We start from the raw sequence: 12,614 nt of genomic DNA on the forward strand, positions 1-12,614 counted from the left end.
GGCATGGCAACGGAATGGGCTCAGTTGAAGCAGGAAGATGAGCAACGGATTAACCAGGAAGCAACGCAGCTTATTCAGAAAGTGTCCCAAAGTGACCCGGCTCATCTGGATACCTTAATGGATGATATCGGCAAGTTGGGTGTGAAAACACAAGAGAGAGCAGGACAGACTCTCAAGCTGCTTGATCGTCCAGTCAATGAACTGATGTCGGGGAATCGGGCGGAGGTATCCAACATGATCCTGAAGCTCCGTGATGAATGCGAGAGTTTGCAGCAGAGTAAAAATGTGAGTTTTGTTGGGAAGTTGTTACGTAAAAGCCCGCTGAAAAACTATGTATACCGTTATCAATCCGTTCGCACGAACATTGATGCCATCATTAACGGGTTGCGGGATGGCAAGGACAACCTGGAAGAAAGCATCGTGAACATGCGTCAATTGAAACGTTCTTCGATTCAGGAGATCTACAATCTGCAGACCAAAATCTCTTTTGGTAATCAATTGAAAGCATTGTTTGAAACTGAGATCGCAAAGCCCGAGAACGAGAATCGTAAAGCACATCTGGAGCGTGGGTTGCGCAAAGTGGTTACACGTACCCAATCCATGACAGAGATGATCATGCTGTACAATCAGGCGATCGCAGCTACCGACATCATTAATGATAACAATGACAAGTTGATTGATTCAGTGAATAATGCCATTGATAAAACAGCGAATCTGATCACCGTTTCGGCCATGATTGCTATGGCACTCAATGATCAGGAGAAGGTCATTTCTGCTGTGGAAGCGACGAATAAGACGATTGAAGATCAATTCAAGGAGAACGCCAGATTGTTGAAGACAACAACAGAGAAAACAAATGAACTGTTGTCCAAACCGGCGATGTCCCTTGAAGCCGTCAATCAGGCGATGGGTGATCTGATGTCTGCGCTGGATTTGTCCGAGCAGTCTAATCGCCGGATCATCGAGAGTTGTAATGACTATACCAACAAGATGACAACCCTTAACGCCAAAATGAGCGATCGACTGGGTCTGGAAGGGCCAAAAGCTGCTGCCATTCCGGAGAAAAATAAACCGGATTCCAGTGCATTAGGATCTTTCCTGGATTAGGGTAATAGGGCGAGACTCGCTGCATAAGCCAGGAGATTGCTAGATGTATATCTTTCTACGAGGGACGCCGAGTGCGTCTCTTTGTTTCATTTGATAGAATAAAGCTAAAATCTGGGGTTATACGAAGGAGCTTGCTGAACATGCTGGACTTTTCATTCGAGATTATTGATGAGACCAAGATTAATATTCAATACAAATATGGCAGTGAGTTCTTTAACTTTAACCTGTATTATGCAAACGGGGAGTGGACACTGCATCCATTTGACGGCATACTGATCCAAAACCGTGAAATGTGCAGTCTGATTGTATCTGAGCTGCTCCGTAACAAAGATTTTCATGTCATGCTGGCCAAAGAGAAAATCATTTTATCCCAACTACGTACGAGTGTTAATCTCCAGTCCAATGAGCCGGATGAATGGGTTGCAGATCGGAGAAACTCAGATTATTCCAGACATGATGATGAGTTGATGGATTACATAGGGAACCACAGTTTCGAAGACATATTACAGCTTGAGCGAGAACAGATTGAGGACAGAGTGCAATTCTTCCAACAGATCATTCAGAGAATGTTTATGGAGGGGCTTGGACCGGAAGATGCTGATTCTATCAAAGTTCAGGCCGTGATTCGGATATATAAAGAGACATACGATCGCCTGGGAGAGTTGAATGATGACTACCGGGGTGATCGTGGACGCAGAAGATGGTAGTGAACATCTCGCTTGGTATGTAAACAGATAACTATATTTCTGCAAAGTTAGGCAGATGACCTGAGTGTAGATATGCATTTCTTTTTGATCTGAAATATGTCTGTGAGCGGGCGAGCTGTAAGCACTTAACTAGTGTGGGGAAGGGAGACCTTCCTTTTTTTACTGCCAAAATGAAGAGAAGTTTATTGTATTGGGAAAAGTAGGGTAATAAGAATAGAAGCGGCATTGTAAAATACGCTATAATAACCATATGTGTACATAGAAATGATTACATATTGGACGCTGTGGAGAAAACAACATGTCTAATGGAGGCTCTGAGCTGGAACGTGTTATCGGTTTAGGGTGCTCCGAGCCGGAGGAATGCTTATGATCAAGCTGTTGTACTACTTGAAGAAGTACCGAGTTGCCGCGATTGCAGCCCTGGTCATGATGTTAATTGAGCTTGCGGTGGAGCTGGCTCAGCCTTATCTGATCTCCAAGATCATCGATAACGGGATTCAGCAGGGAGACTTATCTGTCGTCTGGTTGTGGGGCGGTGTGCTAGTTGCTAGTGCTGTTGTGGCTTTTGCTGCCGGAATTGCCAGTTCGTTCTTTGCATCCCATGCAAGTCTGGGATTTGGATACGATCTGCGGGAGAAGTTGTATGAGAAAGTGCAAACGTTCTCTTATGCCGTCTTTAACCGGTTCGCGACGTCGTCCCTGATTACCCGATTAACGGGGGACGTGACCCAGGTTCAGGACACCGTCTTTATGAGTCTGCGCTTCATGACACGTGTGCCCCTGGTGGTGATTGGTAGCATGATTATGGCAGTGATCGTGAACCCGAGGTTGGGTCTGCTGCTGGTTGTCATGGTGCCTGTACTGCTCATTGTTGTGGTGTGGATGATCAAAAAGGCAGCGCTGCTGTTCCGCAATGTGCAGCGTAGACTGGATGCCGTCAATGGAGTCATCCAGGAGAATCTGACAGGCATCCGGCTGATCCGTGTTTTTGTACGGATGGGCCATGAGATTGAACGCTTTGCCGGATTCAGCGGCAAGCTGATGAAAGGCACAATCTCCGCGTTGCGTCTGACGGAGACCACGATGCCGTTCATGTTGCTGATGATGAACGTATGTATCATCGCCGTGTTATGGTTTGGACGAGTCGACATCGCCTCGGGTAATGCAACCGTGGGTGAAGTGGTCGCCGTCATTAACTATCTGCTTCGGACAATTGGTGCCATGTCTGCATTGTCATGGATTCTGGTAACCTTCTCGAGAGCAAGCGCTTCGGCGCAACGGCTGAATGAAGTGTTTAATACGGAGGACACGTCGGAGACTGAACAGACGAAGTCGTTATCAACGTCTGCACCATCTGCTGGATCTATGAAATCTTCGCATTTTCCGCAATCTGTATACCCGGCGAAGAAACAGCGCGCTGTGCAGGGAGCGGTTGAATTCCGCAGTGTGGGCTTCAGTTATCCGAATAGTGAAATTACAGTGCTGGATAACATCACATTCTCGGCAAAAGCGGGGGAACGCATTGCCATTATGGGAGCAACTGGCTCAGGCAAATCCTCGCTCGTACAGCTCATTCCACGGTTATACACAGAGGATCAAGGAAAGGTGCGGATTGATGGTGCCGATGCATCAGAGCTGGATCTGTCCATGTTGCGTGGAGCGATTGGTTATGTGCCGCAGGAGGTTGTCCTGTTTACCGGTTCCATACGGGAGAATATTGCCTGGGGTCAGGAAGATGCTACCTTGGATGAGATCGTGGAAGCGGCTAAGCGCGCGCAGATCCATGAAACGATTGAGAATTTACCAAACGGTTATGATACATTGCTCGGTCAACGGGGAGTGAATCTCTCCGGTGGACAGAAGCAGCGACTTTCCATTGCACGAGCACTGGTACGTAGACCAAGAATTCTGATTCTGGACGATAGCACAAGTGCGCTGGATGTAGCTACAGAAGGCAGACTGCTGGATGCGCTGGAAGAATTGTCGTGTACCACGTTTATCATCACCCAGAAGATCAGTTCAACCACTTCGGCGGACCTGATTCTGCTGCTTGATGATGGACAACTCATTGGGCAAGGAAAACATGAAGACCTGATGGAATCGTCAGAGCTGTATCGTCGAATCCATGAATCACAATACGGGGAGGGTGCACAGCATGTTCAAAGCATTCATTGAGCCTTTCCGTCAGCCGCCACCGCCGATTGATCCGGAGACGTTACGATCAGGTGGTGGTCGCAAACCCAAGGCAAGAGCGAAGAACTGGTCCGGTACGCTAGGTCGTATCTGGAGCTATCTGGCACGGCGCAAGGTTAAGCTGTCCATGGTACTGTTGATGGTGTTAGCCAGCTCCGCACTTGCTTTGCTTGGCCCCTACATGGTAGGGGTGGCCGTGGATGATTTCATTGCGGGTGAAGCCGGGGCAAGCTGGACTCGGTTTCTGATTGGATTAACCGCAGTGTACGTTTTGTTCTCTCTTACATCCTGGTTACAAAATATATGGATGATCGAAATTGCACAGGAAACCGTGTTCCGCATGCGGTATGATCTGTTCTCCCATCTGCACAAGCTGCCGATTCCATTCTTCGGTAAACGCCAGCAGGGGGAGATTATGAGCCGGGTAACCAATGATATCGAGAATGTCAGCGGTACGTTGAACAGCTCGGCCATCCAGATTTTCTCGAGTGTATTAACACTGCTCGGAACGTTTGGGGTTATGCTCTGGCTCAGTCCGCTGCTGACCCTGCTTACCTTTATCGTTGTGCCTTTGATGGCCATCGGCATGCGTTGGATTACGCGCAGAACGGGACCGCTCTTCAAGGAACGGCAACGTAATCTGGGTGAACTCAACGGTTATATCGAAGAGACTTTATCCGGGCAGCGGATCATTAAGGCATTCTCCCAAGAGGAGCGTGTGATTCGCGGTTTTGAGGAACGAAATACCCGCATCCGGATTTCCGGTTTCTGGGCACAGACGATCTCCGGTTTTATCCCGAAACTGATGAATGGATTGAATAACCTGAGCTTTGCGATTGTGGCGGGCATCGGTGGTATTCTGGCGATCCAGGGTTCCGTTACGGTCGGGGTGATTATTATCTTTGTGGAATATGCCCGTCAATTCACCCGTCCGCTGAATGATCTGGCGAACCAGTGGAATACGTTATTGTCCGCAATTGCGGGGGCTGAGCGTGTATTCGAGGTGCTGGACGAAGATGAGGAAGCGAAGGATGAAGGGGCAGCGGTATCTCTGGACAAGGTAGAGGGAGCGGTTCGTTTCGACAAAGTATCCTTTGGATACGATGAAGGACGTAACATTTTGCATGACATCAGCTTTGAAGCCAAACCGGGTGAGATGATTGCCCTTGTAGGTCCGACCGGAGCGGGGAAAACAACATTGATTCAGCTGTTATCCCGTTTCTATGATCCTACAGGTGGCACATTAACGGTAGATGGTCGCGATATGACCACCATTCGGCGTGAGAATCTACGGTCACATATGGCATTTGTACTACAGGATTCATTTCTGTTTCAGGGTACGATTCGAGAAAATATTCGGTTTGGCCGTCTCGATGCGACGGATGAAGAGGTGGAAGCAGCCTCCCGGCTGGCGAATGCCCATTCTTTCATAGTGCGAATGAAGGACGGGTACGACAAAGTGCTCCAGGCCGACGGAAGCGGCATTAGTCAGGGTCAGAAGCAATTACTCGCCATTGCCCGGGCAATTCTGGCCGATCCATCCATACTCGTACTGGACGAAGCGACGAGCAGTATTGATACCGTCACAGAGATCAAAATTCAGGAAGGGCTGCAACGTCTGATGCAAGGACGAACGAGTTTTGTCATTGCCCACAGGCTGAACACGATTCGTCAGGCCGACCGAATTCTGGTGCTGAAGGATGGGCATCTACTGGAGCAAGGGTCGCATGATGCACTGTTGGAACAAGGCGGTTTCTACAGTGAGTTGTATTACAGTCAGTTGCGTAAGAAGGCGCAATAGATTTTGGATAATATGTGACATGTATTAGTAAGCTTGTAGGTATGTAAAAAAGAGCAGGGATGAGGGCGCGATGCTCCTCACTTCTGCTCTTTTTGCATATTTTATTGAATAAACGTGGGAAATGGAACTGTGATTGTATGTTAAAATAAGGATATAATGGGATGGGTCCGTTTTTTGGAAGGTTGCCAGCGGTTTTGAAGCATGAGAATGAATTTTTACACGTATGCCTGTAGTCAGTCATGTGATGCATTAAAAGAGAGGAGGGCAATGCGGAATGGAATTCAGATTTGGGAATGCTGCTCTTCTTTTTCCCCCTTTACACATTACGATTATCGCAATCATTATTCTTTTCTTTCTGGTAAGGTGGAGCAAGCAATTAGAAACAAGACGTTTTACGGTTTTCTTTTATTTTTTGATTAGTACGTTCATTACTCCAATTTATTCTCAAAGTACAACAAAAGGTGTCTTTGAGCTATGGATTCCTTTAGGATTTATAGTGATTTTCTTTTATTTGATTCGCAGCGAAAGAAATCATCCATCTAAAATGAAAGCAAGTATTCTAGGATTTTCCATAGCCTTATATCAGTTAATTCTTCAATATGTCGGATAAGGAGACGGGACAGGATAGTTCAATAAGAACAAGTAAGCAATAGGTTGAAAACAAAAGAGCAGATCCTGATCACAGGACCTGCTCTTTCTTATTTAACTTCCAATAACTTTCCAGTTATCCGCCTGCTCCACTTTTAACGGCTGGTGTCTGCGGATGTAATCCTCCACCAGTGCGGCCATGTCCGTGGCACCTTCATGCAGTACCTTTTTGCCTGGATACATCGCATAATCCCCGCCGCCAGCAGCGCGGTAGCTGTTCATCACCACAGAGTACATGCCATCCATATCCATTGGCTTGCCTTCACGTTCCAATTTCACAACTCGACTGCCTACAGGTTGGGAGATGTCCAGCTCATATTCCATGCCAGCCCACATATCGTAATTATAATGTTGGGGTTTGGGTTCCATATAAGCCGGATTGACTGCCACCTCGCCAGAAGCATTCACTTCAAAGTAACGAGCCGTTTGTTCCAGTGCCTCCCGGATATCCTGACCACTCAGCTTCAGCACCGTCAGAGTATTAGGATAGATGAAGTTGGATAACACGTCTCGAACGGTGATGTGACTCCCGAAACCGCGAGCTTCTTCACTCAGCATGGCGGTATTGGAGAGCTGCGCTCCGGTCGCTTCCATCTGCACTTGATGTACAAAAGCAATGAATGGATGTGCCTTGAGTCGCAGGGCCGTAGCATTGGTGATGGATAAATCCCCAGCCACCTGCCCTATGGGTTGATCAAGCCATGCTTGTGCCTCAGTTTCCAGATCATCTGTCAGTTTCATGACGGTTGCATCAGGTTCAACCTCATGATGTTCATCCAGAAGTAACAACCGAGCCTTCTTGTCTGTAATCTGCCACTTGCCGCCCGATGATTGTTCCAACTGAATGGATACATGCCCCGCACCATTTCCACTGAAGCCCGGTTGAATGACGGTTACACCATGAATATTAGCGGTAAGCTGACGATGCTGGTGTCCGGTAAGCAACACATCGATGCCTTCGATGTCCCGGCAGATGGCATAACCTTGATTTTCTCCAGTTAACCGTTCGGTGGGCTCGCCTGTCTCCAGATCACTCTCAAATCCGCCGTGATAGCTGACAACCATTACATCTGGTTGTTCATACTCGCGTATATAGTTAACCCATGCACGGATGGTCTCCAAGGCATTAAGGAACTGTAACCCCTCAATATTCTTCGGATGCTCCCAGTTTGGAATGTAATGCGTAGTTGCGCCCAACAGGGCAATTTTGACACCCGTAGACAATGTTTTGATTAGATACGGAGGACCGAAGGCAGGTACGTCTGGTTGCTCATTTTTTACAATATTGGCAGACAGCCAAATAAAATTGGAAGCTTCAACTGCTCCACGCAACAGATTCTGACCATAGTTAAACTCGTGGTTACCCATCACCGCTGCATCATAACCGAGTTCATTCAATACTGTAATGAATGGATGAACTTCGTTTGTGGAAATCTGTGAAGCAGCATAGGAGGCCAAGGGTGATCCTTGCAGCAGATCCCCGTTATCCACCAGCATCAATTCAGGTGCACGTTCACGTTCCTTACGAATCAGGGAAGCCAGCAGGGCAAGTCCAGCCGGGCGGTAGGCGTTGGTATTGTAATGAATGGGACGGATGGCCCCGTGCAGATCACTGGTGAACAGAATGTCGAAGCTTGCCGTATGGTTTATGGATGTCATTTTACAATCTCCTCTAATATATAAGTTCAGATATATGGAATTACCATAAAACGGAGAAGACAGAATAGGCTAAAGAACCGAAGTATAGGCCGTTATCTCCGATGTTCTTCCTATATCTTCAACCATAATGAGCCTATTCTAACAGATACAAGTCCCGCTGACAGCCTGACAGGAAACTTTACAAAACTCCAAATTCCGTTTCACATCGCGCTAATATTTGGCAACTATAGTAGATAAGTACTGAAAAATAGAAACTCTTTGGAGGGTGTTCGTTTGAAGAAGTCTGCTTTATTTTTACCATTGTTGATTTTGGTTATGTTTCTGAGTGCTTGTGGGTCTAGTAGTACAACTGGTTCGGCTAACGGAGATAATGCGAGTCCCAATGCATCCGGTACGTCGACGGCAGAGACAGAGAAACCTGTCGAAGGTTATGTGCCAACTGAACTGACGGTTCAATTCGTTCCTTCCCAGAATGCAGACACGCTTGAAGCCAAAGCGAAACCGCTTGAGAAGTTGCTTGGTGACAAACTGGGCATTCCGGTAAAAGTCAGCGTATCCACCGACTACAACACAATTATTGAAGCAATGGCTTCCAACAAAGTAGACGTAGGTTTCTTGCCTCCGACAGCTTATGTACTGGCGAAAGAAAAAGGCGCTGCACAAGTTATTTTGCAAGCACAACGTTTTGGTGTAAATGATGAGACAGGTGCTCCAACAGAGCAACTGGCAGATTCATATAAATCCATGTTTATCGTGAAAAAAGACTCACCGATTCAATCCATCGAAGACCTTAAAGGTAAAAAAGTGGCTTACCAAAACGTAACGTCTTCCGCAGGTTATGTATGGCCAGCAGGTCTGTTGCTCGACAGAGGGATTGATCCATTGAAAGATGTAACACCTGTAACGTTGAAAGGTCATGACCAAGGTGTCATCGCTGTATTGAACGGTGACGTTGATGCAGCAGCGATTTTCCAAGATGCCCGCAACACGGTAGCCAAAGACTATCCGACTGTATTTGAAGATACACGTGTACTGGCGTTCACTGAGCCTATTCCTAACGATACCATTGCCGTTCGTACAGACATGAATGCAGATTGGACTGCGAAGATCAAACAAGCCTTCATCGATATCGGTAAAGATACGGAAGGTCACCAGATCATCAAAGAAATCTATACGCATGAAGGTTATGTAGAGTCCGATGATAGCAAGTTTGAGATCGTTCGTCAGTATGGCGAAAAAGTGAAAGGTGAATAAATCTGATCCAAAAGTAGTTCGGGATCTGTTCACTTTGTAGTCGCTTTCTTGGATGGGAACAGCTTAATCGTAGCAATGGACAGGCCAGTTCAGCGTGATCTACGCTGCGCTGGCTTGTGCCATTATAGCAAGCACTTAGGTATGGTTGATCATTATGAATGAAAGAAGGATATTGTCATGATTGAGCTTCATAACGTTACCAAAACTTACGCTAACGGCACCAAAGGCCTGGATAATATTAATCTGAAATTTGAGCAGGGGGAATTCATTGCTGTAGTGGGTCTGTCGGGTGCGGGTAAATCAACTCTCCTGCGATCCATTAATCGACTGCACGACATTAGTGAGGGCGAGATTCTGATTAACGGAAGTTCCATCACAAAGGCGCAAGGCAAACGGCTACGTATGATCAGACGTGACATCGGCATGATCTTCCAGAGTTTCAATCTGGTGAAACGGTCCAGTGTACTTCGTAATGTACTCGCTGGACGTGTTGGATATCATTCCACCATGCGTACCATTCTGGGACGTTTTCCAAAAGAGGATATTGAACTGGCATTCACTGCGCTGGATCGTGTGAATATTTCGGAGAAAGCCTATTCCCGTGCAGATCAGCTATCGGGTGGACAACAACAGCGTGTGGCTATTGCCCGTGTACTGGCACAGGAAGCAAAAATTATTCTGGCCGACGAACCGGTTGCTTCACTCGACCCGCTTACAACGAAGCAGGTCATGGATGACCTGAAACGCATCAATCAAGACCTAGGGATTACCACGATCGTCAACCTTCACTTTATTGATCTGGCGAGAGAGTATGCGACCCGTATTGTCGGATTGAGAGCAGGTGAGGTCGTATTCGACGGTCCGGTGGAAGAGGCAACGGATGAGCGCTTTGCAGAAATATACGGCAGACCGATTCTGGCTGACGAATTGTTGGACAAGCAGGCTGTGCATGAGCAGGGAGAAGTTGTGGTATGAAGGGGCAGTCCAACGTTCCATTTCAGAATTCAGGCGGAGTGGGGAAGGAACCCGGTTCCAGCCCGGCTCAGGTTGTGACTCGCCCAAAACCGCCTGGGCGTACGAAACATCTGCTCACCTTAGTTATCATTCTGCTCTTATTGTGGGCAAGTGCGAAACAGACGGATGCCAGCTTTACGGAGTTGTTTGAAGGTTTTCCCAACATGTTGGATCTGCTGAAGGAGATGTTCCCACCCCGGTGGAGTTACTTTGATAATATCGTGCAAGGCATGCTGGAAACGATCCGAATGGCCCTGATTGGAACTACCATAGGTGCGATTATTGCGATCCCGATCTCGATCATCTGTGCCGGTAACCTGATGCCAAGTCGCTGGATCTACTATCCGGCGCGCTTTCTGCTGAACCTGATTCGGACCGTGCCAGATCTGCTGCTTGCTGCTTTGTTCGTTGCTGTATTTGGTTTGGGGCCCATCCCCGGAATCTTGGCACTGGCTGTGTTCTCGATAGGTCTGATCGCGAAGCTGACGTATGAGACACTGGAAACCATTGATCAGGGGCCGCTGGAAGCGATGACGGCTGTTGGTATGAACCGGATTCAGCTCATTGTATATGGCGTGGTGCCGCAACTGGCTGCCCAGTTCACATCCTATGTGCTGTATGCCTTCGAAATTAATATACGTGCCGCTGCCATTCTGGGATTGGTGGGAGCCGGAGGAATTGGACTCTACTATGAGGCCACACTTGGATTCCTGGAGTATGACAAGACCAGCGTAATCATTCTGTTTACCCTTGTCATTGTTCTGGTCATTGATTATGTAAGTACTAAGCTGCGGGAGAAATTGCTATGATGAAAAATGAAACAAGCCGCATCCGGCCTAAACCACGGAAGAACCCGCTACGCTGGGTTATTGTATTACTGCTGATCCTTGTGTATGTCTGGGCGCTTGCTGGTGTACCGTTTACTGGTTTCAAGGAAACCGCTGCTCAGATTATGAAGGCCATTGTAGCCGGGATTTTCTCACCGGATTGGGATTTTGTATATTTGCCTGAGGGGGAAGACCTGCTGCGAGGACTGCTGGATACACTGGCGATTTCCGTGCTTGGTACCGTAATCTCGGCTGTGCTCTGTATTCCATTTGCCTTTTGGTCTGCCCGTAACATGAGTGGGCATCGTTCCATCTCGGGTGCAGGTAAAATGGTACTGAGCTTTATCCGCACGTTCCCTGAGATTATCATGGCCTTGTTGTTCATCAAGGCAGTAGGTCCCGGATCGTTTGCAGGGGTACTCGCCCTTGGATTACACTCCATCGGCATGTTAGGCAAATTATACGCGGATGAAGTTGAAAATATCGACTATGGCCCATCTGAGGCGCTGCTTGCCTCCGGAGCCAATCGTATGCAGCAGTTGTGGTTTGCCATCCTGCCGCAGGTTATGCCTGGATTCCTGAACTATACGTTGTATCGTTTCGAGATCAATGTACGTTCCGCGACTATACTGGGTGTAATCGGAGCAGGGGGAATTGGTACACCGCTGATCTTTGCACTCAGCACCCGGAACTGGCCGCGAGTAGGTATAATCCTGTTGGGTATTATCGTGATGATCACGATCATCGACTTGATCTCGGGGTATATTCGTAAGAAGCTGGTGTAAGTTGATGTGGAGCTGCGAATTATATTAGATGATAAATTAAGATAAGTTGATAGAGGAAGAAGAGAGGGCTATTCGGTGCCAGAATATTGGCAGGGGATAGTCTTTTTTTGTGTCTGCAAAAAAAGACGGTGCATTCTTGTTGCTCAGCTAACCGTCGAGGAATAAGAATGTTCAAAGAATATGCATCACAATGATTGAATTATTTTCCAAATACATGTAAGATTAATAGGTTTCTATATAAAGGGAATTAAGGATATTAATTAATACTCCTCTTAGATATCCATACAAGAAATGAGTTTTTCGAAAGGAAGGTGACCTATGGAATTATTTCAATATATATGGATTGGGTTTATGGTACTCCTATTGCTGTACAGAATGATCTTTCAGAAGTTTAAAAAACATAACAAAGAAAATATTGGGCTCAGTGCAATCCTGATCATTTTCACAGGAAGCAGTTATACGATTACACAGATGAACTTAATTCTTGTTATTAGTGTCATCGTCGTGGCCGTTTGTTCTGCGGTATGGAACAGCATTATATTTGTGAGAAATGGATATGAGCCTGAACGTTTGAAATGAACCTAAAAAAACCGAAACCATGTTGCCCTGTGAATCAGGC

Annotated in this window: 11 protein-coding genes; 10 read left to right on the forward strand and 1 reads right to left on the reverse strand. The window is 47.0% G+C overall.

Annotated elements, in window-relative coordinates; genetic code table 11:
• The first annotated feature begins 3 nt into the window (after positions 1-3).
• The 5 genes from IFU39_RS11740 (at position 4) to IFU39_RS11760 (ending at position 6,418) form a co-directional block, all read left to right on the forward strand.
• Positions 4-1,107 (forward strand): toxic anion resistance protein, encoded by a 1,104-nt coding sequence (locus IFU39_RS11740; protein WP_036606281.1) that lies wholly within the window; start codon positions 4-6, stop codon positions 1,105-1,107.
• Positions 1,108-1,247: 140 nt separating this feature from the next.
• The gene (locus IFU39_RS11745) at positions 1,248-1,814 is read left to right on the forward strand and encodes a hypothetical protein (protein WP_192132779.1); all 567 of its coding nucleotides are present in this window, start codon (positions 1,248-1,250) and stop codon (positions 1,812-1,814) included.
• Positions 1,815-2,180: 366 nt separating this feature from the next.
• Entirely contained in the window at positions 2,181-3,989 is a 1,809-nt protein-coding gene (locus IFU39_RS11750) for an ABC transporter ATP-binding protein (RefSeq protein ID WP_091015789.1), read from the forward strand.
• The gene (locus IFU39_RS11755) at positions 3,970-5,808 is read left to right on the forward strand and encodes an ABC transporter ATP-binding protein (RefSeq protein ID WP_091015787.1); all 1,839 of its coding nucleotides are present in this window, start codon (positions 3,970-3,972) and stop codon (positions 5,806-5,808) included. The genes IFU39_RS11750 and IFU39_RS11755 overlap by 20 nt, the downstream gene beginning before the upstream one ends.
• A 274-nt stretch (positions 5,809-6,082) precedes the next feature.
• Complete coding sequence (locus IFU39_RS11760) at positions 6,083-6,418, forward strand: hypothetical protein (RefSeq protein ID WP_091015786.1); 336 nt, start codon at positions 6,083-6,085, stop codon at positions 6,416-6,418.
• 92 nt (positions 6,419-6,510) lie between these two features.
• Here the strand turns inward: IFU39_RS11760 and IFU39_RS11765 are convergent, their stop codons facing one another.
• A complete protein-coding gene (locus IFU39_RS11765) occupies positions 6,511-8,115 on the reverse strand; it encodes a bifunctional metallophosphatase/5'-nucleotidase (protein ID WP_192132781.1) in 1,605 nt (534 codons plus the stop codon).
• 258 nt (positions 8,116-8,373) lie between these two features.
• Between IFU39_RS11765 and IFU39_RS11770 the strand changes: the two genes are divergently transcribed.
• From IFU39_RS11770 to IFU39_RS11790, 5 genes are all read left to right on the forward strand, one after another.
• Positions 8,374-9,369 carry a phosphate/phosphite/phosphonate ABC transporter substrate-binding protein gene (locus tag IFU39_RS11770; protein ID WP_373419829.1) on the forward strand — a complete coding sequence of 332 codons (996 nt, stop codon included), beginning with the start codon at positions 8,374-8,376 and terminating at the stop codon, positions 9,367-9,369.
• 177 nt (positions 9,370-9,546) lie between these two features.
• The gene (gene phnC, locus IFU39_RS11775; RefSeq protein WP_062837418.1) at positions 9,547-10,344 is read left to right on the forward strand and encodes a phosphonate ABC transporter ATP-binding protein; all 798 of its coding nucleotides are present in this window, start codon (positions 9,547-9,549) and stop codon (positions 10,342-10,344) included.
• Positions 10,341-11,192 carry a phosphonate ABC transporter, permease protein PhnE gene (phnE, locus tag IFU39_RS11780; protein ID WP_244660960.1) on the forward strand — a complete coding sequence of 284 codons (852 nt, stop codon included), beginning with the start codon at positions 10,341-10,343 and terminating at the stop codon, positions 11,190-11,192. The genes phnC and phnE (IFU39_RS11780) overlap by 4 nt, the downstream gene beginning before the upstream one ends.
• Complete coding sequence (gene phnE / locus IFU39_RS11785) at positions 11,189-11,995, forward strand: phosphonate ABC transporter, permease protein PhnE (protein ID WP_017690380.1); 807 nt, start codon at positions 11,189-11,191, stop codon at positions 11,993-11,995. Before phnE (IFU39_RS11780) ends, phnE (IFU39_RS11785) begins: the two co-directional genes overlap by 4 nt.
• 318 nt (positions 11,996-12,313) lie before the next feature.
• Positions 12,314-12,574 carry a hypothetical protein gene (locus IFU39_RS11790; protein ID WP_192132783.1) on the forward strand — a complete coding sequence of 87 codons (261 nt, stop codon included), beginning with the start codon at positions 12,314-12,316 and terminating at the stop codon, positions 12,572-12,574.
• Positions 12,575-12,614 lie beyond the last annotated feature (40 nt).

The organism is Paenibacillus sp. CFBP 13594 (genome assembly GCF_014842675.1).
GTDB classification, from domain to species: Bacteria; Bacillota; Bacilli; order Paenibacillales; family Paenibacillaceae; genus Paenibacillus; species Paenibacillus amylolyticus_B.

Coding starts and splice junctions, on each gene's coding strand:
- IFU39_RS11740 (WP_036606281.1), top strand. CDS start 4: ATGGCAACGGAATGGGCTCAGTTGAAGCAGGAAGATGAGCAACGGATT.
- IFU39_RS11745 (WP_192132779.1), top strand. CDS start 1,248: ATGCTGGACTTTTCATTCGAGATTATTGATGAGACCAAGATTAATATT.
- IFU39_RS11750 (WP_091015789.1), top strand. CDS start 2,181: ATGATCAAGCTGTTGTACTACTTGAAGAAGTACCGAGTTGCCGCGATT.
- IFU39_RS11755 (WP_091015787.1), top strand. CDS start 3,970: ATGTTCAAAGCATTCATTGAGCCTTTCCGTCAGCCGCCACCGCCGATT.
- IFU39_RS11760 (WP_091015786.1), top strand. CDS start 6,083: ATGGAATTCAGATTTGGGAATGCTGCTCTTCTTTTTCCCCCTTTACAC.
- IFU39_RS11765 (WP_192132781.1), bottom strand. CDS start 8,115: ATGACATCCATAAACCATACGGCAAGCTTCGACATTCTGTTCACCAGT.
- phnC (WP_062837418.1), top strand. CDS start 9,547: ATGATTGAGCTTCATAACGTTACCAAAACTTACGCTAACGGCACCAAA.
- phnE (WP_244660960.1), top strand. CDS start 10,341: ATGAAGGGGCAGTCCAACGTTCCATTTCAGAATTCAGGCGGAGTGGGG.
- phnE (WP_017690380.1), top strand. CDS start 11,189: ATGATGAAAAATGAAACAAGCCGCATCCGGCCTAAACCACGGAAGAAC.
- IFU39_RS11790 (WP_192132783.1), top strand. CDS start 12,314: ATGGAATTATTTCAATATATATGGATTGGGTTTATGGTACTCCTATTG.